Source organism: Oceanobacillus sp. M60 (assembly GCF_053839645.1).
In genome coordinates this window covers 665,664-688,601 of the sequence record NZ_JBSSNH010000001.1, presented here as the reverse complement: position 1 = coordinate 688,601, position 22,938 = coordinate 665,664, and the positions used below count along the sequence as shown (strand labels likewise).

Here is a 22,938-nt window from a genome sequence, read left to right as displayed (position 1 = left end):
CAGTTATTTCTTTAGATAGTAAACAACAGACTCATACGGCCGCAGTGAAATCTGATCTGACGTTAAAGATGGGGAATCGGTATAGTTAGACAGTATAATCTCGCTGTCTGTAAATGCACGATGAATCGATTCAGGTAAACCCAGCTCTGCTTCGTTTGCGTAAAAATTGTTTACTACTAATAGTTTTGTATCCTCATTTTCTCTTATATACGCAAAAATTGCAAAGTCCTTTGGTAAAATCAGCTCATATTTTCCATCTGTTATCACTTGGTAGTCTTTTCGAAGCTGAATAAGCTTCTGATAATGGTAAAAAATAGATGTTTTATCAGCCACTGCAGCTTCTGCATTGATTTCTTGATAATTATCAGGAAGACCGATCCAAGGAATACCTTCTGTGAACCCGGCATTGGCTGAATGGTTCCATTGCATAGGAGTTCGAGAGTTATCACGGGACTTTTGCTGCAGAATTTCAATAATTTCCTGATTAGATAAGCCTTCAGCTTTTTTTATTTTGTACATATTCAGTGATTCGACATCGCGGTATTGGGAAATATCTTCAAAACCAGGGTTGGTCATGCCGATTTCTTCTCCCTGATAAATATAAGGCGTACCCTGCATCATGTGCATCGTTGTTGCCAGCATTTTTGCAGATTCCTTATGGTATGTTGTATCATCTCCAAAACGGGAAACGATTCGCGGCTGGTCGTGATTACACCAGAAGAGCGCATTCCAGCCGCCGCCTTCTTGCATCCCGGTCTGCCAGTCGGATAGCAGCTGCTTGAGATAAAGAAAATCAAATGGTGCTTTTGTCCACTTATCCCCGTTTGGATAATCGACCTTTAAATGATGGAAGTTGAATGTCATATCCAGTTCTTCGCGTTCTGGATTTGTATATTTGATACAATCCTCCATGGAGGTAGAGGACATTTCCCCGACAGTGAGGGTTTTACGTCCTTTAAAAACTTCCTGATTCATTTCATGAAGAAATTCATGTACCCGCGGGCCGTCTGTGTAAAATTTACGTCCGTCTCCTGGTGGTACACTGCCATCATCGTCTGGAAAACGCTGGTCTTTAGAAATTAAGTTGATCACATCTAAACGAAAGCCATCTACCCCTTTATCCAGCCAAAAATTCATCATTTGATAGACATCGTCGCGGACTTTTTCATTTTCCCAATTGAGATCTGCCTGGGTAACATCGAAGAGATGCAGATAATAAGAGCCGGTTGCTTCATCATATTCCCATGTGTTGCCGCCAAATTTGGACTCCCAGTTTGTCGGCAGCTCGCCAGGCTTGCCATCCTTCCAAATATAATAGTTTCGGTAAGGGTTATCCTTCGATTTTCTGGATTCCTGGAACCATTTATGACTGGTGGATGTATGGTTTACAACGATATCCATAATTATTTTTAAACCAAGACGATGTGCTTTTTCCATCATTGTTTCAAAGTCTTCCATGGTTCCAAATTCTGGTTGAATTGCATAGTAATCAGCAATATCGTATCCATTGTCTTTTTGAGGAGAAAGGTAAATAGGGGTAAGCCAAATGACATCAACCCCCAGTTCTTTTAAATAATCGAGTTTTTCTGTAATTCCGTTAATGTCGCCCATTCCGTTGCTTGTCGTATCGTTAAAGCTTTTTGGATAAATTTGATAAACGACGGATTTTTGCCACCATTTTTCTTCCATAATCAACCTCCTAAATGTTGCTGTGTTTCAATTATTTTTATATGAATGGAGGAGGGAGAGAGGCTCCCTCCTCACTTTATTTTTTACCTAAGCGTTTGTACGCGTCTACGCCCATTTTTGTTTTGGATAAAATCACTGTCAAGATGAATGGAATAACAATTGCTGCGACCATTGCTACAGCGAACATCAGCATATGCGGTACCTGAATAGATAAGATTCCTGGTATTCCGCCAACACCAATGGAGTTAGCCATGACACCTGAGCCGACTGAAATCACTGCTGCAACGGCAGATCCTGCCATACCAGCGAAAAGCGGGAACAGATATCGTAAGTTAACACCAAACAATGCCGGTTCAGTAATTCCCAAGTAACAGGAGATTGCTGCCGGGATGGTTACTTGCTGTTCTTTCTTATCTTTTCGGTTAAGATAAATCATTGCGACAACGGCAGAACCTTGGGCAATGTTTGATAAGGCAATCATCGGCCAGAGGTTTGTTCCCCCGAATTCACTCATCAACTGCAAATCAATGGCATTTGTCATATGATGCAAACCAGTAATAACAAGCGGTGCGTAGGCAAATCCAAATACCGCTGCAAATAACCAGCCGACTGCAGAAGTTAATCCGTCATATACAATATTTGAGATCCATGTACCGATTGTCCAGCCGATAGGGCCTAAGATTACATGGGCAATAATTACTGTTGGAAGTAATGCAAAGAAAGGTACAAAAATCATGGATACAACCTGCGGGATAATTTTTCGCAAGCCAATTTCTAAATAAGCTAATACAAAACCTGCTAAAATAGCCGGGATAACCTGGGCCTGGTAGCCAATCATTTCAATTTGGAAGAAGCCAAAATCCCAAACCGGTACTTCGGATGTTTCGACCACACTATAGGCATTTAAAAGCTGTGGAGAAATTAATGTAAGACCTAAAATAATTCCGAGTACTTGTGTCGTTCCCATCTTCCTGGAGATAGACCAGGTAAGAGCAACAGGGAGGAAATGAAAGATCGCTTCAGCAATCAGCCAAAGAAAATCATATAAACCTGCCCAAAATTGGGAGGAATCAGCCAAGGTCAGCGTTCCATTATTCAGCATCTCAATATCACCAATTACGTTTCGGAAACCTAGGATTAGTCCTCCGACAACCAATGCGGGAATAATCGGCGTGAATATATCTGCTAAATGAGATACTAGCCGCTGCATGATATTCATATTTTGCTTTGCAGCTTCTTTGACATCTTCTTTAGAAGTGTCACCAACCCCAGAAATTTTTGTGAATTCATTATAAAAGGAAGCAACTTCATTTCCGATAATTACTTGGAATTGTCCAGCCTGTGTAAAGGTCCCTTTTACCATATCAATATCTTCTATAGCTTCGACATCTGCTTTTTCCGGGTCATTTAAAACAAACCGCATCCTGGTAGCGCAGTGTGTGACCACAGATATGTTTTCACTTCCACCGACTTTTTCCAGCAGCTTCTTTGCATCGCCAGTAAATTTACTCAATGTCTTACCTCCTCTTTGTATCTTGTATATACAAGTGTTATCGCTTACAGTTTAACTTGTATATACAAGTTTGTCAATAAGAAGTTGAAGGATAAAATGAAACTTCTTTCAGTGGGGTTTTTTTATCCCCGCTGAAGATTAGTTGAACGAATCGAGCCGTTACTGGCTGTTGGATCTCCCACTTAGAATTTTTGATTTCCCTCCATTCTTGAAGTGGGAGTCTTACAAAACCCTTCGGTGGGACGAGTAATCGCAGCCCCAGTCCCAGCCAGTTACACTGCGATAAATTGTTATCATTTTGTGAATCTTGTATATTGAAGGCAGGATGACGAAGAGAAGACAATGAAAATGGATTCAAATAGGAGGGGGACATGATGATGGGAATAGAGGAAGAATATCTGCATGTCGTACGCAAAAGGTTTCAGAGTGTGAAGGAACTTGGCGATAAAACAATCAATCAATTGGCGGAAGAGCATATTCATTGGAGTTTGAATGAAGAATCCAACAGTATTGCTGTGATTGTAAAGCATTTGTATGGCAATATGGTATCGAGATGGACCAATTTTTTAACATCAGATGGTGAGAAGCCAACCAGAGACCGTGACCAGGAATTTGAAGAGACAATATATTCTTTGCAAGAATTAAGAAACACCTGGGAAAACGGCTGGAAAGTCCTCTTTCAAGCATTGCATGAAGTAAGCGGTGATGATTTATTAAAGACTATTCTGATTCGGAGTGAAGAACACACAGTAATAGATGCGATTGAAAGACAGCTGGCTCATTATGCTTATCATGTTGGACAGATTGTTTATATAGGTAAACAAGTAAAAGGGGAGGACTGGGAAACACTGAGTATTCCTAGAGGGAAATCGGAAGCGTATTTAGAAGAAATGCGGAGAAAATATAAATAAAAGGCTTTTGGGTGGCTTCTTCTTGCCACCCAAAAGCTTTTTAGAGAGAGAACACTATATTTTGAATTAACGGAGTTCAGGCCAATAATCTTTATTCGCAATCAACATATCATCAAGGACTTGTTTAGCTGCTCGCGCAGACGGTACGGTTTGATTTAAGGTAAATGCTTGTAAGGCTTTGTCATAGGAATTCTCAAAAAATGCATCCACAAGCAGTTTTTCTGCTGCAACCTGTGCTTCCATCATTCCTTTATGAAAATCATTGATAGGATGTAAAGCAAGCTGTTCTACACCGGTGGCGCCGATATAGGCAGGGACCTCTACAACTGCATCTTCTCTTAAATTTGGAATTGACCCTTTATTAGGTGTAATAACCATAAAACGTTTCGGTTCATCATTTAAAATCGCAACAGCTATATCTACAATATAGTTACCATGTTCACCAAAGTTGAAATGCAGAATATCTTCTGTTTCTCCATTTCTGATTTGTTCTGCCATTTTACGTGTGTTTGCTTCACGGCCCTCCATCACCATATTGGCTCTGGTGAAGTTTTTATCTTCATTTTCAACCATAAGATCGGGGAACCAGTAATATTCTAAATAATTATTAGGCAGTGCCTCAGGGAAATATTTCACCATGGCAGACATCAGTTGATACGTCTTCGCCCAATATCGATCTCCTTCATTAAATTCGGCAACGTCCATACTAACTTGACGCAGCTTGTCAATAATTTCAGGCATAACATCCCGTTTTAACGACGTATCATATATTTTGCTATACCAGCCGTAATGATTTAGACCATAGTAAGTTGGTATCCAGTTTTTTCTGTCGTACCCAAAGTTAGATGCAATGGTCTCTTCCAGGGATATGGTCATATCACACACATTTATCATATTGGCATCAGGATATTTTCTCCGTATTGCTTCGGAAATGATAGATTCCGGGTTCGTGTAGTTAAGAATCCAGGCATCTGGAGCATATTGCTGTACATAGCCTACAATCTCCAATATTCCGCCAATGGAGCGTAACCCGTATGCAAAACCGCCCAGTCCGCATGTTTCCTGGCCTACCAGGTCGTATTTTAACGGAATTTTCTCATCTTGTTCTCGCATAGCAAGACCGCCAACACGAATTTGGGAGAAAACAAAGTCCACATTTGTGAATGCTTCTTCTGGATTTTCTGTTACAACCAGCTTCATATCTTGTCTGTCCTTATCAATCAATAACTGATTGATAATTAACTTCATATCTTTATTTCTTTTTGGATTGATATCATATAACCGCATTTCTGTAATAGGAAATTTACTGCTATTACTTAATAGCGCAGAGACGATACCTGGTGTGTAGGTACTTCCGCCGCCGGCAATGGTTATGATTAAATTATCCTTCATTCTTTATTCCTCCAGTACATGACTAAACTTTTTATTCTGTTTCTTTTCCGAGATAATTATCTACATCCTCTTTGAGATTTTGCACAGATAATCCGATGATTACTTGAATGGCATTTCCGTTTTTAACGACACCTGATGCGCCGAGGCTTCTAAAATGCTCATCAGAAGCTATTTTTTCAGGATCCGTGACGAGCACTCTTAACCGGGTAGCGCAATTTGTAACATGCTCAATATTTTCTGGTCCGCCGAGAAGGTCCACATATTCACCAGCCAGATTCTTTTCTGTGGATTCTGCGCTTTTCTTTTCTTTATAGTCTTCTTTTCCATAAAGTTTGACTTCTTCATCAGTACGTCCTGGTGTTTTAATATTTAATTTCAAAATCATAAAACGGAATACAAAGAAGTAGATAAAGAAGAAGACGATACCAATGGCGATTTGGATTAAATAGGTCATCCAGTGATTGCTAAATAAAGGTATCCAGTTCATGGACATGAATTCCAGCAGTCCGCCGCCAAAATTTCCAGTGACGCCAAATATATACATCGTTGTAGCCAGAAAAGCATCCAGAACAGCTTTTACAGCAAATAATAATGGTGCAACAAAAATATACGTGAACTCAAGCGGCTCGGTAATTCCTGCCAAAACAGCCGTTATGGTTGCGGGTATTAATAATCCGGCGACCACTTTTCTTTTTCCTTTTTGTGCTGTTACATAGATAGCTAAAGCGGCAGCTGGTAAGCCAAATATATTGGAATTCCCCTGCATGGCGAATCCGCCTTCTGGGAATAGTTCTTTCAAGGAAGCAGTAGATTGGGCGAAATCACCCATATTTGCTGCCCAATTGGCATAAGTTCCGCCGTCAATAATAGCTGGTCCAAACTGGAATGGTCCGTAAATAAAATGATGTAACCCTGTCGGAAGCAAAATCTTTTCTAAAAAGATATAGAGCCATACACCGAAATTCCCCGCGTTAGCTAAAAATCCTTGAAGGGATGCAATCCCCATTTGGATGTAAGGCCATAACCAGGCAGTTAAGAAAGCAACTGGCAGCATAGCGAAGAAACCGATAATGACTACAAATGCAGACCCTTGAAAAATACCGAGATAGTCTGGCAGTTTCGTATCATAGTATTTATTGTGCAAATATACCGCAATAGCGGATATAATAATTGCGCCAAGAATGCTCGTATCTAATGTTTTAATCCCTGCAATCTCTGCTAGCCCGCTGACACCGCCGGCCTCTTGGCTGAAATCAACATTAAAAAATCCAGGAAAGCTTGTTAACATCGCATTAATGAAATAATTAAAGGTGAGAAAAATGATAATTGTTTCCATTAACGCTCTGCCATTTGCTTTGGCAGCCAATGCTACCGGAATGCCCATTGCAAAAATGAGGGGCATTTGATTAAATACGGTCCAGGCACCTTCTTCAATGATGAACCAAATCTTAGACCATGCAGTGCCTTCTTCTGCAAGACTGCCCATAATAAGAGGGTCATTAAAAAGTGTCGAAAAGCCTATGACAATCCCTGAAAATGCGAAAAATAAAACCGGAACAAACATAGCGCTTCCAAACCGTTGGAATTTCTGCATCATCTGTATTTCCCCCTAACTTAAAATAGTAATAGATAAAAGTTGTTACTTTTTCTGCTCCAAATAATCTAAATACGACCGGAAAAGCGCCTCAACCATAACGAAAAAGGTAGAAAATGTTGTAATCTCTAAAGCGAGATGGCTTTTTTGCGGATGAGCAAACGCATACATTCTTAAATCAGTTAATTGAGCAAGCTTGTTATTCTTTAAATCTGTTATTGACATCAATGGAATCTTTTTAGCAGCAATCCGCTGTGCAAAAGGAAGCATGGAAGGCGTATTGCCTGAAAGTGAAATAATAATAATTAAATCGTTTTCAGTTAAATCGTCCATTAATACATGAAAATCCATTTCGTCATCAATCACATGGACATATTTATTGAGTACCCAAAAATATCTTTTCAGTTCATTTGCACACAATTTTTGTTCTGTTCCTGTTCCGTATACAAATAAACGCTCGGATGATTCAATGGCTTCGCATATTTCTTCAAAGTCCCAATGCTGCAGCTGCTCAATATTCATTTGTATATCAGTGATGAGGCTTTTTTTATAAGACTTTTCTGAAGTCTCCTTTTGTTCCTGCCATTTTATTGCATATTTCATTTCGCTAAAACCCGCGAATCCAATCTTCTTAATAAATCTGGATATCGTTGATTTTGATGAATGACATGCATCAGCCAGTTCCCTGATGGTCATCTTCTCTACAGCTTCACGATGCTTCAGAATATAGGAGGCTATCGACTTATCTGTGGCATTAAATGTTTCATAATATTGGTTAACTGCTTCTTCTATTAAATCCATTTTTATCACTCCTGTAAGTCTTCCTTTACAAGGAGTATAATTTAAAAATCTGTATAAAAGCAATCACCTCACTATCCATAAATTTTTTCCTGCCGGCGATGGAAGGGGTTTCAACTGATTTTAATTTTAAATGCTGTTTTCAAGAACAACAATAGATGGAAGCGATTATGGATGCTTTTACTCATGCTGACACATGCGTTCATTTTCCGGGACATGTCCCAATGAAAAAAGCATTTATATGAAGCTGGGATTTTAGAGAGGATGAGAAATCCTTTTTAGAGCAGCTGATTGAAAATATTATGGTGGAGGGAACAGAGAGCGGCGTTTTTGAAGAAAATAATAAGAAGCCCCAGGAGGTTACCTTCACAGAGAGCTTCATTATATTCAGAGTAATATTTTGTTTATATTAAATATCTTCTATAAAATGTTCAGCGTACATATTCCAATACTTTTTAAATACGCGATTTTTCTTATTATCCCAATTAATCTGCTGATACATCCGGAAAGTAACGAGAATATCCTTATCCAATGAGGTAAATGGCCGCAGAATCAATTGTTCTGTTTGAATCTCCAAGATAACTTCACTCCCTTAATTATGTTCTTTACTCGCACTAAAGGTTATGAGAGAAGGGTCATTTTCTTGACCATAACCAATGTCATAATCGATGGAACTGAAACCGATATGTTTTAATAAACCTTCTAATTCCTTCAATCCATACCAGTAAAGAATGAAATGGGAGATTTCGGTTTTCTTTACAGCACCTTTATGCAGCAGTTCATATTTATGGATATAGGAAATTTTTTGTTCCAGCCAGTCGATGCCTTTGCTTATACTTGTAAATAATATCCCTGAATCCTCTGTTATAGGATAATTGCTTATTTCCATATCACCCGTTTGAAAGCCGATTGGCAATAAGGTATCAAAAATAAATAGTCCGTCTTCCTCCAGATGATGATAGATTCTTTGAAGGAAGGTATCGATTTGGTTTCTGGAAAGCAGACAAAAACTCCCTGAAGGCATAATGATGGTGCTATACTTCTGTTTTAAATCAAGCTGTATCAAATCTTGATTAAATAAATTGGTGTTTACTTGATATTTTTGCATATTGGTTTTGCACTGCGTCAGCATCTCTGGTGAGATATCTACGCCGTCTATGGCTATTCCTTCTTTTAAAAGGGGGATTAGCATTCTGCCTGTACCAACACCGGCCTCCAGTACCGAACCCTGTCTATTTTTTACTTTCTCAAGATAATATTCCATGTCGCCGTTCAATGAATGTCCAACTGGTTTGGTAACTTCATATAATTTTGTACTTAGTTCCCCGTACTCTTTGAACATACCTATCCCTCGATTCTGTCATATTCTTATTTCAAACTGCAGCATTCGTGAAGCATATATTACCATTCTATAATAAAATGGAGGAATAATCTAAAAAAGGATAAAAAGGCAGAAGTATTGCTAGTAATGTTATTCGAAAAAAAACTTGCCCCTAATATAACAAAGGCAAGCCATTCTGTATTAAGATGCACTTTCAACAGCTATTTGCAATGCATCTATTGGATTGTCGGTACTCTCATCAATTTCATAAACGGTGCTTCCTTGCTGCCAGCGGATATTCGTACTAGGAGCTTCACCAGAATCATTTATTTGGATAACACCTCGTTCGTCAGGAGCAGGAAGATAATTTGTCTCTAGATAGTCTACTACATCTCGGGCAAGGTCTTCTGCATCCTTATAATTCCCAGTTGCCAATTCGGGATCAGTTGGTGCTCTTACCAAAACCATCCAATTCCCCATATTCCATGAAATATACTGCGATCCTGCCCCGGCATCTGACAAAGCTTGGATATCAGGACTGAGACCTAGGTTTGTTTGCTCCACAACCTCATAATTATCAATCGCATCGACAGCCTCTTGTCGGCTGGAATAATTCGTTTCCGTAATGTTACTATCGGTAGTATTCTCACTTTCTTTACTATCTTCCTCAGAGGAAGCATCTTCCCTATCTGTGTTGTCATTGGATTCTGTCTGCTTTTCCTCGTTAATATTATCTTCAGACTCTGCGTCTTCTTGAATATTTTCCGTAGTCTCTTGATTGTCTTCTGTTTTATCACTCTCAGAAAGTGCTTCTTCATCGGATTCTTGTTCCTGGTGGGGGACCTCTGTTTCAGCCTGTGAAGTATCATCTTCCCCCTGACAAGCACCAAGAAGAAGTAAAAGTGATATGCCTGGTACGGCAAAATATGATTTTTTCAGTCTCATGCTGTATCACTCCTTCTAATGTATATATTTCCCTTGTTTTTTTAAATGAATCCTGAAGTTCAAGATTGCTTTTGACAAATAGCAAAACGTTACGTTGAAAAAGTGATATACTGGCTGTAGCTTTCTTTTTAAGGAGGAATCGACATGGAAGCATTCTTTGATAATGCTTGCTCTAGACTAGGCACTTTTTTGGTCTGAGAGGTCTGAATATAGTAAGCCGGAATAAATAATGAATGATCTCTTTAGGCCGTAAGTTTTAACAAATAGCCTAATATAATGGAGTGAGTTCAAATGGAAAAACAAATAATTGAGCCGTTTATAACAGTAGCGAATTATCGTTTTATAGAGCAGCAGGCACATAAAATTTTACGAGCCTTAACCACCACAAAGGATAAAAATGTCATGCTGGCAGTACGCGGAATTGTAAAAGCAGATGTCATCGATTCCTTTACATGGTCTGAAGAAGAAGAAAAAGTAATCCAACCGTTGATAGATATAAAAGACCGGACAGAGGGAGAAGCTTTTTTAGAACAGCTAGCATCCTATATTATTCCATTTAAAGCAGTAGAAGCGAGTAAATTAAAAAGCTTATTTAAAAAGGAGAAAAAGTTGAAGCTTCCAACCCTTGAGGAAATGGATTTTCAGCACATTTCTTATTTAGCCTGGGATGATCCCGGGAAATTACGCAGATATATGGTGATAGAGCAAGATAGTGGGTTTAAAGCACTTAAGGGTACTTTTACACACCCTTCAACGAAAGGTATTTGTGCGCTTTGCAATCAGCACTCAGATGTTGTTCGTTTAACCACTTCCGTAAAAGGAGAGGTTCCCGGAACATTTACCAAACACTATAATTATATCTGCGCTGACAGTCAATTATGCAATCAGCAAGTAACAGATATAGAGAAGGTAAGAACATTCTTTGATAGAGTCACTAAGTAACTTTTATGAAAGTAATTTAAAAGCAGACAGATAAAGAAGGTGCGTACTTTCTTTATCTGTTTTTCTTAGAATGAAAATGCTAAAGAAAAACCGCTCCATATCCTGTAACAGATATAGAACGGCTTCAATTCGATTAATCACTTTTCAGAAGGGAATACATTTGAATATCAACAAAACCTTTATTTATCTTTTCATACTGCCGTAATGTTCCTTCAAAGCTGAACCCTAGTTTTTGCAATACTTTCACCGAATTCACATTTGCAGGCTCCACTTTCGCTTCGATCCGATTTATTCCCAAATTCTCAAAAGCTTCATGGATCAGTACCTGGATTGACTCAGGAGCATATCCATTTCCCCAATGCGCTTTCGCAATATCATAGCCAATCTCAACCCGGGCATTTTCAAGGTCGATAGCATTGAAGCCGCAGCTGCCGATAATTTCCTGTGAATCCAAATCAATCACACTGTAGCGGATGGCTTGATTGGTTTCAGCTAATTCATTCAATGTGTTAATCATTTCTATGGCCTGCGATTCGTGTGTGAAAGCAGAGATATTCATAAATGCTGCTACTGCCGGGTCAGACCAAATATGAAATAGAGCATTGGCGTCAGATGTCTGCATTTTTCTCAAGACTAATCTTTTTGTGAATAGTTCTTCTTTCAATACTTTTACCTCCAATAATCATTTAAATCTATTGTAAAAAGTATTGCTATCTGCGCATCATTCAGTCCCTTCAAGGTTTTCTGGTTAATTTACTTTTTCTTTTTCGGTTTTTCATCCAAAATCGATTTTAATTCTTCAATTTCTTCTTCAGACAAAGAATCTTCTTCAATAAACTGTACAAGCATGGATTTTACCGTGCCGCCATAGATTCGCTTGATAAAGGATTCCGCTTCGGCACGCTGGCACTCATCCTGTGAATAAAGGGGGTAAAAGGTATAGACCCGCTGTTCTTTATTTACACCGGCAACGCCTTTCTGCACTAACCGATCTAACAATGTGCGTACGGTTTTCGCCTTCCAATCTTTTTGCCCCTGCAGGGAGGTAATCACATCATTTGCTGTTTGCGGTGATTTTTCCCACAGGACATTCATTACTTCCCATTCTGCTTCAGAAATACTTGGTACTTTCTCCGTCATGTTCCTCACCCCGGTTTTATTCCTCATAAATTTGTTTATCTTTTAAAATCGCTAAGGTTATTTCTGTTGCTATACTTCCAGAGGCATTATCTTCGTCCTGTACATTTGTTGCGAAGAAATACGTGTTTGTTTCTGTTTCAACAAATCCGACAAACCAGCCATTGATATCCTTGCCGTTTACATTACCTGTTCCCGTTTTTCCGTAGAGAGCAGCACCGTCTTTTTGGTCCATTTGCAGGGCCTCTTTGACAGCTTGGATATGCTCTTCCTGAAAGTCAAAGCGATTGGTATAAAGTTCCTGCAACAGCTCTACCTGCTCTACTGGTGAAATTTTTAAAGTAGATTCCAGCCAGTATGGGTTCGTTCTGTCAGAAATATCCTGGTTTCCGTAATGAATCCGGCTTAGATAGGATTGAATGCTGTTTGCACCTAATTTTTGATCAAGCTGCTGGAAATACCAATTGACAGAACGGTTTAAAGCCGTCTCCATATTTTGGTCCTGATTCCATTGGTCATAAGGCTGTTCTGTGCCATCCCATTCGATGGTGCTTTGTTCGGTTGTGATGATGTTTTCTTCTAATCCGAATAAAGCACTATAGATTTTATAAGTAGAATCAGGAGAAATCCGCAGTGTGCTCTGATCTTCATTATAGATATGGTATGCATCCTTCTGCATATCGTACAGAACAAAACTGCCCTCGTAATTTTGGAAATAAGAACTCAGGTCTTCCTCGTTTGTCTGCTCAGGCTTAAAGGAAGTATAACGATTATTGTCATTTGCCATTACAGAAGCAAATGGAATCTGCGTGATTACAAATAATCCAACCAGCAAAAAGATTCCCATGCTTTTGGCACGCTGTAATTTAGAGTCTGCTTGAAAGGAAGCAATCTCTACAATCCGTTTCTTTATCTGCTTTTTAGAGCCATTTAATTGATTTGCCAGCTTATTGTACGGAGGGCTGGAGGATTTATCGATAAAATGAATGATGGTATTTCCGTATTTTTTATGATTTTTGTCATCTAAAGACAACAGTACTGCGTAATCACAAGCAATTTCCCGGTCGAGACGCATTTCTTTAAATGCAACCCAAATCAACGGATTAAACCAGTAGATGATTTGAAAGAAAACCATCAGATAATTTGTAGGGATATCCTTGTATTTATAATGGTTTAATTCATGCAGGAAGATATGCCTGATATCATCCTCAGATAACCATTCTTCAAAATTCGCCGGCAGCACAACAAAGGTTTTACGCAAGCCGAATGTCAACGGGGAATGTACTTCATCGGAAACTCCCAATGAAATATTTTTTGAGATATTTAACTGCTGCTTCGCTCTTTTGAAAAGGTCAAGAATAGCTTTATTTTCCACCGCGGAAATAGATTTTCTTATTCCTTTTAATTTCAGCCATGCATGTATGGAAAGCCCGGTAAATACGAGAGCACCTGCAATCCAGATCCCGCCGGCAATTCCATTGAACAGATCCGTATTTGTCTGCGTTACAGTTACAGAAAAGTCCTGCATCCAATTTGTATTGGTTCCCCCGGATTCGGGCGCTGCAGTATTTATCGAAGCGGTACTTCCTTCGCTGGACGGGCCAGTAAATGAATGGAATAGGTTGCCGGTAGGAAGAAAGTGCGCAGGGATAAATGGAATGACCAAAGCAGCAAGCAATAAATACCATAGGTTATATTGCCATTTCGCAGATAATTGGCTTTGGAAAAGCTTTTTTATAAGCAAAATAAATCCGACTGTAATGGAAGAAATGATGAAACCTGTAAGAAGCGTTGTTACAAACATGCTTTTCGTCTCCATTCTTCATTTACGGTAATAATATATAAACAATTTACCGAAAGTTATTTGACGTAAAGAAATACATCCATATTTCTTTCTGCATAAGTGCATCTGAAATTACATCTGTAATACGTTAAAGTTTAGCACGCTGAGGTAAAGTTATCAAACGTTGAATAAGAATGGAAAAATAGGAATTGACATATGAGGACTACATATGTAGTATTGGATTACAGTTGTAGTCAAAAAGAATGTTTAGGAGGAATTTAAACGATGTATATTCAAGGTATTTTTAATAAAAAAGGATTGGCCTTATTGTTATTGATTGCTGTGATAGGGTTAGCAGGCTGTTCCAATGAAGCGGGAAACAGTGATAAAAATCCTGAAGCTGCGGAGCGTGAAACGCAAAGTGAAGAAGTTTTTAAAGAGCTGGAGGATGAATTTGATACAAGACTTGGCGTATATGCGATAGATACGGAAACAAATCAGACTGTTGCTTATCGCGCGGATGAAAGGTTTGCTTATGCTTCTACGTTCAAGGTCTTAGCAGCTGCTGCCATTTTACAAACCGCATCAATGGAAGACTTGGAGAAAGTCATTACGTATACGGAGGATGAGTTAGTAACTTATTCTCCTGTGACGGAAAATCATGTAGATGATGGAATGAAATTAAAAGAAATCATGGAGGCTGCTATTCGCTATAGTGACAATACAGCTGGAAATCTGTTATTGGAAGAGCTAGGAGGGCCGGATGGACTGGAAGAAAGGCTAAGAGAAATTGGTGATGAAACAATCGAAGCAGACCGGATGGAGCCGGATCTAAATGAAGCAGCGCCGGGAGATACCAAAGATACGAGTACACCCAAAGCACTTGCTGAAAGCTTGCAAAAATATGTGCTCAGTGATTTGCTCTCTGAGGATAAGCACGATTTGTTAATTGATTGGATGACCGGGAATGAATCTGGAGATACATTGATTCGTGCTGGCGTACCTGAAGGCTGGGAAGTTATCGATAAGAGCGGAGCCGGGGGCTATGGTACAAGAAATGATATTGCTGTGGTATGGCCGCTTGACCATCAAGCACCGATTGTTATCTCCATTTTGTCCAGTCGTGATACAGAAGACGCAGATTTCGATGATGCAGTCATTGCAAAAGCAGCACGAGGTGTCATCGAGCAGATGCAGAATGAAGAATAGGAAGGTGGAAGAATGAAAGGTTATCGAATGATTCTCCTCCTGCTGGTGATGCTGCTTTTGATAATCGTTGGATGCTCCAAAAAAGAAGAGCCGTCAGAGGTACTGGATGATTATCTTTCCAACTGGGAGAATAAAGATTTTTCTGCTATGTATGAACAGCTTTCTGACGAAGTAAAAAATAAAATAACAGAAGAAGCGTTTATCGAACGCTATGAAAATATATATGATGGGATAGAAGCAGAGAATTTACAAGTGACATCGCAGGTAGATTCCGAGGAGCAGTTAAAGTCTGATGGAGGTGTTATGACTCTTCCATATAAGGTAGAAATGAACACCGCTGCTGGTCCAATTGAATACAGGCACCGGCTGACATTAGAACAGGGAGATGAGGGAGCGTGGCTGGTTAAATGGAATACCTCACAGATTTTTCCGCAGTTAAGTACAGGAGATAAAGTAAAGGTCAACACGTTAGAGGCAGAAAGAGGAGAGCTGCAGGATAAGAATGGAAACGGACTTGCCGTTAACGATGATGCGAATGTTATAGGGGTTATCCCGGGCATGCTGGAAGAAGGAGCCCAAACAAAAGAGAAGCTGGCGGAGCTCTTGGATATTTCGGTGGAAGAAATAGACCAGGCGCTGGATGCATCCTGGGTAACACCGGAAGTGTTCGTGCCAATAAAAACCTTGCCAATGGAAGAAGACGATATAGAAGCCTATGTGGAACTTCCAGGAGTAAGCTCCCGCGTGGAAACCGTACGTACCTATCCGTTGGGAGCTTCGACCGCTCATTTAACAGGCTATGTCCGGGAAATATCGGCAGAGCAGCTGGAGAAGCTCGATGGTTATGCTGCTGGCGATGTAATTGGAAACGCAGGGTTGGAAAAGGTATTTGAAGATAAATTACGGGGAGAAAAAGGCGCTCATATTTATATCAGCAATACAGATGGAGATGTAAAAGAAACGCTTGCCAAAAAAGAACCTGTCGATGGAGAAGATGTACAATTAACCATTGATGCTGCACTGCAGCAAGAAATATATAATCAGTTTGACGGGGATGCTGGAACCTCCATTGCGCTCGATCCAAATTCAGGAAAAGTATTATCACTTGTCAGCTCACCGAGTTACAATCCAAATGCTTTTGTAAGAGGACTGTCAGACGAGCAATGGGAAAAATGGAGTGAAGACCCAGATGAACCATTCTTAAATCGTTTTATTAGCCGTTATGCTCCGGGGTCTGTATTTAAAACGATAACTGCATCGATTGGATTAGAAACCGGCATTATCAATCCGGAAAAGGTCCGTCAGATTGACGGTCTTCATTGGACAAAGGATGATTCATGGGGAGATTATTATGTCACTCGTGTTCATGACAAAGCAGATGTCAATCTGCGAGATGCTTTTGTTCATTCTGATAATATTTATTTTGCGCAGGAAGCTTTAGAGATGGGGAAAGACAGCTTTTTAGAAGAGGCAGCTGCTTTTGGATTTGGCGAAGAAATCCCGTTCCCATTTGCTATTCCAGCTTCGAATCTGACGAATAATGGAGAAATCGATCATGAAGTACAGCTTGCTGATACAGCTTATGGACAAGGGCAGGTAATGATGAGCCCACTCCATCTTGCGTTAACATACACGCCCTATCTTAATGAAGGAAACATGCTATACCCTTCTCTGGTTGAAGCGGATGAACCTGAGTTTTGGAAGGAAAAACTTATCAGCGAAGAAACCGCTGATTTGGTAAAAGAGAATTTGATTCAGGTCGTCGAAAGCCCGGATGGTACTGCACACAGCACGTATATACCAGAAGCGGTAATTGGCGGGAAATCTGGAACAGCGGAGATAAAAGGAAGCAAGGAAGATGATAATGGAAACGAAAATGGCTGGTTTGTCGGATTTGAAGAGGACGATTCTGACATATTATTGGTAATGATGGTGGAAGATGTGAAGGACCGCGGCGGCAGCGGTTATGTGATATCCAAGGCGAGAAGTATTTTTGAATATATGCAATAAAGAATAAAAATGAGCATTCACCTGAATCCGGCAAAGAGGATTCAGGTGAATATGTTTTAGATAGGTTTTTTATTCCCCGCCTTCAAAAATGTCCTCCACCTTGTCCTCATCTGATCCACCTTCGTTATCATTTTTCTCTGTATCTTCTGATTCCGCTCCATCTTCATTGTCATTTTCTTCTTGACTTGGTTCTTGATTATCCGGTTCTTCATTTTCATCGTCCTGACATGCTCCAAGAAGAAGCATCAATGAAACTCCTAAGGCTGCAAGGTAAGATTTTTTCAATCGCATGATGTATTATCACTCCTTCTAATGTATGCTCTTACCCGATTTTAACAAAGAAAATCAGAAAAATTGCTTTTGTTAATAATTTGTAAAGGGATTTAGGTACAACATGTCATATTTCGTTTCAAATATGGACAAAATGTTCATATAGCTTTATTTATTTCTCCGTCAACTTCTTCATAAAAGTATCCGTATTTGTATAACTCAAGGACGCTTATCCCAAGGCTCTAATGTTCCAATAATTTTTATTTCCTGATTGTGAACAACAGCATCAATCACTCCATCGCTGATTTCCTGATGTGTTAGCCATCTGGAGTCTTCTTTCTCTAAAATAAATCCAAGCTGAATTTGTCTGTACTGGCAGCCTGGATATTTCTTTACAGCAGCATCTTTTATTTGATTTAAACTGGAGCTGCTCCCTAAGATGTGATAGAGTTTCCAAGCTGGAATTTCCTGTGCAACTTCATGACAGATAATATCTAACGCATGGTGCGCATCCGAATGAATCCATGCAATAACCAAATCGATTGGACCGTTCTGAAGGATGGCTGCTTTAATCCTTTCTTTCAGCCCCGCCCTATCTTTGTAGTTAACAAATAACGGGGTAATAGAGGAAGCCGCATCCGACTTGTTAAGTACTCTCTCCATTTTAGTCTGATTGCGTGCGATAATGGAAACTTTATCTGAATGATCAGCAAGCCATAAAGAAGCAGTGGATAACATTCCTGTTCCGCCGATAACCAAGGTGTGGGCAGGGAGGTCTTTCATTTTATTATGGATGATTTCCAGCCACGGATGCTTCCCGTTAAATTGCTGACGTAATGAATAATAAAGCCACTTTATTTCATTCTTTTTCAGAACGGGAAGCAGCCGTTCTAAATCTTTATGATCCTTCTCTCTGATAACAGAGCTGCCGCCCTTATATAACAATTGTATCTCTGGCTTTATATAGGGTATACCATCGTCTGTGAGTGCTCCAATCCTGCTGATAGACCGTTTGATTTGGTTCTCTCTTTTGTAAATCCATTCGTCATTCTCTGAATCTATTAGCATGATTTCGAATAACCAGCTTGTTCCCTGCTTCTTTCTGACCCAAAGACTGCCTGATGCTACGCTTAGGCTTTCAGAATCTTCCAGCTGTGTCAACATACTGTTATCAGCAATAAATAATTCATAGCTTTCTCCTAAATACTTTTTTAGTGCATCTAAATCTTCGCTTCTAATCAAAATATCCATATCGCCATGCTCTCTTGTCTGCTGTCCATAATGCAAATCAAGCGCCCAGCCTCCAGCAATCCACCATGACACAGAGACATCTTTCATCAGGTGATTTATTTCTTCCACTGTCAAAGCTTCCCAAGGATAATGCTGCAAAAAATCTCTCCTCTCCTTATATTTTCTAGCAGGACCTTTTATGTTTATTGTAAAAGCGTTTGCGCGAATCAGCAATGAAACCTATTCATTTTTCCTGCTAAATAAATTGTTATTTTCTGAAATTAATCTTTGTGTTACATTAAAGTGGGGGAGTGGTAAAAAATGGACTTCGAAACGGAAGAAGTATCCACAAAAGAAGCATTTCAAAAGGAAAAAAAGAAATTGCTTCCATTAAGTATACGATTTTTTAGTGTGTTCTTATTTGCTTCCTTGTTGATGATGGTTATACGAAGTAATTATGCTAATGTAATTGATTATATTGGGCCACCGGTGATTGGCTTTTTTATATATTATTTTGTACAGTACGCTGAGGTAAAGAGAGCTTGCGGTAAAACAAGAAATAATTTTAGAAAAAGAAAATAAAGAAAGTTCAGAATGTATTTTATAAAAACGTTGACTTTGTATGCGCTTTCGTGTTATTTTAATTTTACGTAAACGTTTACTAAGGAAAATGGAACTGGAGGTAGATTATGAGCCAGGAAAACCTAATTGAACAAGAACCTGTTCATGAATCCAATATTAGGCGCCTTCCTTTTAAAGATTTAATGAAGAGAATTGGTCCGGGTATAATATTGGCTGGGATTGTTATTGGACCTGGAGCGATTACAACAGCTTCTATGGTAGGGGCGATGTATGGATACTCGTTACTTTGGATTATGATACCAATTGCTTTTATGGGTATATCTTTCTTATTAACAACATATAGAGTAGCTCTTTTGACTGGCATGCCAGCGTTACATGCGATTAGACATTATTTTGGCCCTTTAGCTGCTCAGATTGTTGGAATAACAACTTTTTTATCTTGTGTATTTTTTACTATAGGGAATATTTCTGGTACAGGTGCAGGTATGAATCTGCTATTCGGGATAGACTGGAAAATAGGTGCGTTAATTATGTTGGCCTTCCTAGTGTACTGTTATTTTTCTAAAGGTGTATATTCGAAAGTGGAAAAGATATCAATGTTGTGTGTTATTGGGTTAATATTGGCTTTTTACGCCACAATATTTCAAACTGGAGGACCAAATTTAGTTGAATTAGCGTACGGAATAAGCCATTGGACTTTTCCGGTTGGAAGTTTAGCTTTAGTATTAGGTTTTATTAGTACAAATGCTTCTATTACAACTGCGTTATATGGTACTTATTTAAGCAAAGAGAAAAAGTGGAAAAAAGCTGATTTATTTAATGGCGGTATGCTGGCTGATTCGATAGCGCATATAGCGGGAGTAATATTAGTGAGCGGCGCAATAGTTCTAGTGGGCGCTATTGTGTTATTTCCTAATCAAGTAATAATAAGCTCTCCTACGCAGCTGGCGGATATGCTAGTTCCTTTTATGGGAAGAGCTGCAAGTATAGTTATGGGACTTGCCCTAGTTGCTTGTGCGTTTTCATCACTTCTGGGAAACACACACAGATCAATTGTATTATTAAATGCAGGTTTTAATAAACCGACTGGCTTAGAAGAAAAAAGTGTCCGTTGGGGGTCTCTTGTTGTCTTGGTTATTTCTGCAGTTGTTAGTTTCAGTTATGGAGGGTCACCAATACAATTGATATATGTGGCAAATATAGCTACGGCTGTTGCTGCGCCGTTTGGAGGCCTTTTTATGTGTTTGCTTTTATATAACAAAGAAGTAAATAAAGGCTTGAAAAAACCAAAATTATTGCAAGTATGTATGACCATAAGTTATTTATTTTCTTTAATATTAATTACTTTTGTAATTATAGATGTAATTTCTAAAATATTCAGTTAATAAACGGAAGGATTTATATAAGGTCATTATTTATTATTGACAATATAATGAAACCGTTTTACCATTATTACGTAAACGTTTACGTTAAAAACAGGAGGAGATTATAATGAAAAATAAAGAAAAATGGAGTGGAGTATTTCCTGCAGTATTAATTCCTTTTAAGGATGATTATTCAATTGAAGAACCAGAATTTCGTAAATTAGTTAGATGGGTGGCAAGTCATGAAGGTGTAAATGGAATAGTGGTTAATGGGCATACGGGAGAAATCATGACTTTATTACCGGAAGAGCGTGCAGAAGCAGTAAGGATAGCAGCAGATGAATTACAAGGGCGTATTCCAGTAATCTCTGGTGTTTCTGCAGAAGGGTCAATTGAAGCCATTCAACATAGTCAGGCAGTTGAGCAAGCTGGTGGGGAAGGAATTTTATTAATGCCTCCACATTCATGGTTACGCTTTGGAATGCAGCCGGATTCACCTGTTGAATTTTTTAAAGATGTAGCTGAATCGGTCAATATTGGAATTGTAGTCCATCAATATCCTACATGGACTAAACCATCATATACGACGAGTCAATTATTGGAAATGGCGAAAATACCTAATGTGGTCTCCTTTAAAATCGGTCAACGTGATATGGCACAATATGAAGTAGACGTAAGAGCGCTTAAGGAGCATGCGCCAGATGTTTCACTGTTAACATGCCACGATGAATATTTGTTACCGACACTTGTACAAGGTATTGACGGTGCATTAGTAGGATTCGGTTGCTTTGTTCCAGATTTGATTGCAGAACTGGTCAAACAAGTTAAGAATCAAAATTTAGCAGAAGCTAATAAAGTATATGATCGTATTTACGAATTAAAACAGGCAATCTATAAGATGGATGAACCTTCATCTACCTCACATTTAAGAATGAAAGAAGCAATGTATCAACGTGGTTTAATCAGCAGTTCTCTAGCTCGTCGTCCAGTATTACCATTAACTGAGGAAGAAAAACAAGAAATATCTGATGGACTTAAAAAAGTAGGGTTATCTGTAGAAGTATAAGTATTATTAATTAAAAATGTTTTATGATAAATAAAAAGCTAGTATGTTCCTGGAAAAAGAACATATTAGCTTTTACATATATCCCTATTCTATGAATTGGTGTAAGAATGTTTTATAATAAAAACAACAATCATTAAATGGGGGATAAGATAGTGACTGTCAGTATGAAAGATGTTGCATTAAAGGCAGGAGTTTCAATTGCCTCGGTTTCACGAGTCATAAGTGGAAAACCAGGTGTAGGCAAAGAAACTGAAAAAAAAATACGCGAAGTCATGGATGAACTAGATTACCGTCCTAATATGGGTGCTCGTGGGTTAGTTATGAAATCGACCGGAAATATTGCTATAGTAATACCCAGAGGTACATTTACTTTAAATAACCCTTTTTTTTCTACTGTACTAGAAGGTATTGCGAAAGGTTTAGATAAAACAGATTACAATATGGTGATGTCTTTTACTTCCCTGCAGCAAAAAAGGTTGCTGGAAACTCAATCAGTTGATGGAGTAATATTATTTGCTCCGAGATACAAAGAGTTGAAATTAGAATGGTTAGAAAGTATCGGATTGCCGATTGTAGTAATCGGTAGTTATTTAGAAGATTCGCCATTCCCTTGTGTACGGCCAAATGACGAGATGGGGACCAAAAAAGCGGTAGAAGAACTCTACAAATTAGGACACAGAAATATTGGTTTTATAAATGGGCCTATGGACTCTATGCATAGTGTGAAATGCTTGAGAGGGTATAAAAATACAATAGAGTCATTAAATATGGAATACACTAAAAATAATGTGTTTGAAGTGGGTGAATTTGAAATACAAGCAAGAAATCAGGATTTAGAAAAATTTTTAATTGAAAATTCAAGAATAACTGGATTTGTTTGTTCATCTGATTATTTAGCAATTGGTTTAATCAAAGCTGCCGGAAAAGTTGGTTTAAAGATACCTGAAGATTTATCTGTTGTTGGATTAGATGATGTGCCATTATCAAGCCATATTACTCCTGCGCTATCGACCGTGCATGTTGATTTGATTGGAATAGGAAAAAGAGCTTCAGCAATTTTAATTAATTTGTTAAAGGGTAAACAAATTCGCAAAAAAGAGATAGTTTTTGAAATGGATTTTATTTCAAGAGACACAACTGGAATTGTGAAGGATTAGTTTGAATATAATAATTAATTAAGAA

General features: G+C 38.8%; 21 protein-coding genes. 8 read left to right on the top strand and 13 right to left on the bottom strand.

The features are described 5' to 3' along the window. Nucleotides 1-3: 3 nt before the first annotated feature. Entirely contained in the window at nucleotides 4-1,689 is a 1,686-nt protein-coding gene (treC, locus tag ACW0TQ_RS03350) for an alpha,alpha-phosphotrehalase (RefSeq protein WP_193062633.1), read from the bottom strand. Between the two features lie 76 nt (nucleotides 1,690-1,765). Beyond that, complete coding sequence (gene treP, locus ACW0TQ_RS03345; protein ID WP_455725341.1) at nucleotides 1,766-3,202, bottom strand: PTS system trehalose-specific EIIBC component; 1,437 nt, start codon at nucleotides 3,200-3,202, stop codon at nucleotides 1,766-1,768. A 377-nt stretch (nucleotides 3,203-3,579) separates the two neighbouring features. Here treP and ACW0TQ_RS03340 point away from each other — a divergent pair, with 377 nt between their 5' ends. Further along, a complete protein-coding gene (locus tag ACW0TQ_RS03340) occupies nucleotides 3,580-4,113 on the top strand; it encodes a DUF1572 family protein (protein WP_341173460.1) in 534 nt (177 codons plus the stop codon). Nucleotides 4,114-4,179: 66 nt separating this feature from the next. On the opposite strand, the gene ACW0TQ_RS03335 is transcribed toward ACW0TQ_RS03340, so the two are convergent. From ACW0TQ_RS03335 to ACW0TQ_RS03310, 6 genes are all read right to left on the bottom strand, one after another. Then, complete coding sequence (locus ACW0TQ_RS03335) at nucleotides 4,180-5,505, bottom strand: family 4 glycosyl hydrolase (protein ID WP_455725340.1); 1,326 nt, start codon at nucleotides 5,503-5,505, stop codon at nucleotides 4,180-4,182. Between the two features lie 31 nt (nucleotides 5,506-5,536). Then, nucleotides 5,537-7,102, bottom strand: a complete 1,566-nt coding sequence (locus ACW0TQ_RS03330; RefSeq protein WP_042531362.1) for an alpha-glucoside-specific PTS transporter subunit IIBC — start codon at nucleotides 7,100-7,102, stop codon at nucleotides 5,537-5,539. 42 nt (nucleotides 7,103-7,144) lie between these two features. Beyond that, on the bottom strand, nucleotides 7,145-7,900 hold the full coding sequence (locus tag ACW0TQ_RS03325; protein WP_042531364.1) for a MurR/RpiR family transcriptional regulator: 756 nt from the start codon (nucleotides 7,898-7,900) through the stop codon (nucleotides 7,145-7,147). Nucleotides 7,901-8,306: 406 nt separating this feature from the next. After that, nucleotides 8,307-8,474: a hypothetical protein gene (locus ACW0TQ_RS03320; protein ID WP_175297024.1), complete on the bottom strand. Its 168-nt coding sequence runs from the start codon at nucleotides 8,472-8,474 to the stop codon at nucleotides 8,307-8,309. Between the two features lie 15 nt (nucleotides 8,475-8,489). Then, nucleotides 8,490-9,239, bottom strand: coding sequence for a class I SAM-dependent DNA methyltransferase (locus ACW0TQ_RS03315; protein ID WP_042531366.1), 750 nt, complete (start codon nucleotides 9,237-9,239; stop codon nucleotides 8,490-8,492). Nucleotides 9,240-9,419: 180 nt separating this feature from the next. Further along, complete coding sequence (locus ACW0TQ_RS03310) at nucleotides 9,420-10,163, bottom strand: hypothetical protein (protein ID WP_455725339.1); 744 nt, start codon at nucleotides 10,161-10,163, stop codon at nucleotides 9,420-9,422. A gap of 291 nt (nucleotides 10,164-10,454) precedes the next feature. On the opposite strand from ACW0TQ_RS03310, the gene ACW0TQ_RS03305 reads away from it, so the two are divergent. Further along, nucleotides 10,455-11,105 (top strand): FusB/FusC family EF-G-binding protein, encoded by a 651-nt coding sequence (locus tag ACW0TQ_RS03305; protein WP_341172440.1) that lies wholly within the window; start codon nucleotides 10,455-10,457, stop codon nucleotides 11,103-11,105. A gap of 133 nt (nucleotides 11,106-11,238) precedes the next feature. Here ACW0TQ_RS03305 and ACW0TQ_RS03300 read toward each other — a convergent pair whose 3' ends face one another. From ACW0TQ_RS03300 to ACW0TQ_RS03290, 3 genes are all read right to left on the bottom strand, one after another. Then, complete coding sequence (locus tag ACW0TQ_RS03300; protein WP_455725338.1) at nucleotides 11,239-11,769, bottom strand: GNAT family N-acetyltransferase; 531 nt, start codon at nucleotides 11,767-11,769, stop codon at nucleotides 11,239-11,241. An 89-nt stretch (nucleotides 11,770-11,858) separates the two neighbouring features. Then, on the bottom strand, nucleotides 11,859-12,245 hold the full coding sequence (gene blaI / locus ACW0TQ_RS03295; protein ID WP_042531371.1) for a penicillinase repressor BlaI: 387 nt from the start codon (nucleotides 12,243-12,245) through the stop codon (nucleotides 11,859-11,861). Between the two features lie 16 nt (nucleotides 12,246-12,261). Continuing rightward, complete coding sequence (locus tag ACW0TQ_RS03290; RefSeq protein ID WP_455725337.1) at nucleotides 12,262-14,046, bottom strand: BlaR1 family beta-lactam sensor/signal transducer; 1,785 nt, start codon at nucleotides 14,044-14,046, stop codon at nucleotides 12,262-12,264. 264 nt (nucleotides 14,047-14,310) lie between these two features. On the opposite strand from ACW0TQ_RS03290, the gene bla reads away from it, so the two are divergent. After that, a complete protein-coding gene (bla, locus tag ACW0TQ_RS03285; protein ID WP_455725336.1) occupies nucleotides 14,311-15,234 on the top strand; it encodes a class A beta-lactamase in 924 nt (307 codons plus the stop codon). Between the two features lie 12 nt (nucleotides 15,235-15,246). Beyond that, the gene (locus ACW0TQ_RS03280; protein ID WP_455725335.1) at nucleotides 15,247-17,244 is read left to right on the top strand and encodes a penicillin-binding transpeptidase domain-containing protein; all 1,998 of its coding nucleotides are present in this window, start codon (nucleotides 15,247-15,249) and stop codon (nucleotides 17,242-17,244) included. 69 nt (nucleotides 17,245-17,313) lie between these two features. Here ACW0TQ_RS03280 and ACW0TQ_RS03275 read toward each other — a convergent pair whose 3' ends face one another. Then, nucleotides 17,314-17,535, bottom strand: a complete 222-nt coding sequence (locus ACW0TQ_RS03275) for a hypothetical protein (RefSeq protein ID WP_193062647.1) — start codon at nucleotides 17,533-17,535, stop codon at nucleotides 17,314-17,316. Nucleotides 17,536-17,733: 198 nt separating this feature from the next. Further along, complete coding sequence (locus ACW0TQ_RS03270) at nucleotides 17,734-18,903, bottom strand: short-chain dehydrogenase (protein WP_289584709.1); 1,170 nt, start codon at nucleotides 18,901-18,903, stop codon at nucleotides 17,734-17,736. 162 nt (nucleotides 18,904-19,065) lie between these two features. Here ACW0TQ_RS03270 and ACW0TQ_RS03265 point away from each other — a divergent pair, with 162 nt between their 5' ends. The 4 genes from ACW0TQ_RS03265 to ACW0TQ_RS03250 all read left to right on the top strand — a co-directional run bounded on the left by ACW0TQ_RS03265 (nucleotide 19,066) and on the right by ACW0TQ_RS03250 (nucleotide 22,913). Then, complete coding sequence (locus ACW0TQ_RS03265) at nucleotides 19,066-19,326, top strand: hypothetical protein (RefSeq protein ID WP_193062651.1); 261 nt, start codon at nucleotides 19,066-19,068, stop codon at nucleotides 19,324-19,326. Between the two features lie 107 nt (nucleotides 19,327-19,433). Further along, the gene (locus ACW0TQ_RS03260; RefSeq protein ID WP_193062653.1) at nucleotides 19,434-20,711 is read left to right on the top strand and encodes an Nramp family divalent metal transporter; all 1,278 of its coding nucleotides are present in this window, start codon (nucleotides 19,434-19,436) and stop codon (nucleotides 20,709-20,711) included. Between the two features lie 106 nt (nucleotides 20,712-20,817). Further along, complete coding sequence (locus ACW0TQ_RS03255) at nucleotides 20,818-21,756, top strand: dihydrodipicolinate synthase family protein (protein WP_193062655.1); 939 nt, start codon at nucleotides 20,818-20,820, stop codon at nucleotides 21,754-21,756. A gap of 152 nt (nucleotides 21,757-21,908) precedes the next feature. Next, entirely contained in the window at nucleotides 21,909-22,913 is a 1,005-nt protein-coding gene (locus tag ACW0TQ_RS03250) for a LacI family DNA-binding transcriptional regulator (RefSeq protein ID WP_042531387.1), read from the top strand. The last annotated feature ends 25 nt before the right edge of the window (nucleotides 22,914-22,938 follow it).

Excerpts from the sequence above, each read along its gene's own strand:
- ACW0TQ_RS03305 (WP_341172440.1), top strand. The coding sequence starts at position 10,455 with ATGGAAAAACAAATAATTGAGCCGTTTATAACAGTAGCGAATTATCGT.
- bla (WP_455725336.1), top strand. The coding sequence starts at position 14,311 with ATGTATATTCAAGGTATTTTTAATAAAAAAGGATTGGCCTTATTGTTA.
- ACW0TQ_RS03265 (WP_193062651.1), top strand. The coding sequence starts at position 19,066 with ATGGACTTCGAAACGGAAGAAGTATCCACAAAAGAAGCATTTCAAAAG.
- treC (WP_193062633.1), bottom strand. The coding sequence starts at position 1,689 with ATGGAAGAAAAATGGTGGCAAAAATCCGTCGTTTATCAAATTTATCCA.
- ACW0TQ_RS03315 (WP_042531366.1), bottom strand. The coding sequence starts at position 9,239 with ATGTTCAAAGAGTACGGGGAACTAAGTACAAAATTATATGAAGTTACC.
- ACW0TQ_RS03330 (WP_042531362.1), bottom strand. The coding sequence starts at position 7,102 with ATGATGCAGAAATTCCAACGGTTTGGAAGCGCTATGTTTGTTCCGGTT.
- ACW0TQ_RS03255 (WP_193062655.1), top strand. The coding sequence starts at position 20,818 with ATGAAAAATAAAGAAAAATGGAGTGGAGTATTTCCTGCAGTATTAATT.
- ACW0TQ_RS03260 (WP_193062653.1), top strand. The coding sequence starts at position 19,434 with ATGAGCCAGGAAAACCTAATTGAACAAGAACCTGTTCATGAATCCAAT.
- ACW0TQ_RS03310 (WP_455725339.1), bottom strand. The coding sequence starts at position 10,163 with ATGAGACTGAAAAAATCATATTTTGCCGTACCAGGCATATCACTTTTA.
- ACW0TQ_RS03290 (WP_455725337.1), bottom strand. The coding sequence starts at position 14,046 with ATGTTTGTAACAACGCTTCTTACAGGTTTCATCATTTCTTCCATTACA.
- ACW0TQ_RS03335 (WP_455725340.1), bottom strand. The coding sequence starts at position 5,505 with ATGAAGGATAATTTAATCATAACCATTGCCGGCGGCGGAAGTACCTAC.
- ACW0TQ_RS03325 (WP_042531364.1), bottom strand. The coding sequence starts at position 7,900 with ATGGATTTAATAGAAGAAGCAGTTAACCAATATTATGAAACATTTAAT.
- ACW0TQ_RS03275 (WP_193062647.1), bottom strand. The coding sequence starts at position 17,535 with ATGCGATTGAAAAAATCTTACCTTGCAGCCTTAGGAGTTTCATTGATG.
- ACW0TQ_RS03340 (WP_341173460.1), top strand. The coding sequence starts at position 3,580 with ATGGGAATAGAGGAAGAATATCTGCATGTCGTACGCAAAAGGTTTCAG.
- ACW0TQ_RS03280 (WP_455725335.1), top strand. The coding sequence starts at position 15,247 with ATGAAAGGTTATCGAATGATTCTCCTCCTGCTGGTGATGCTGCTTTTG.
- blaI (WP_042531371.1), bottom strand. The coding sequence starts at position 12,245 with ATGACGGAGAAAGTACCAAGTATTTCTGAAGCAGAATGGGAAGTAATG.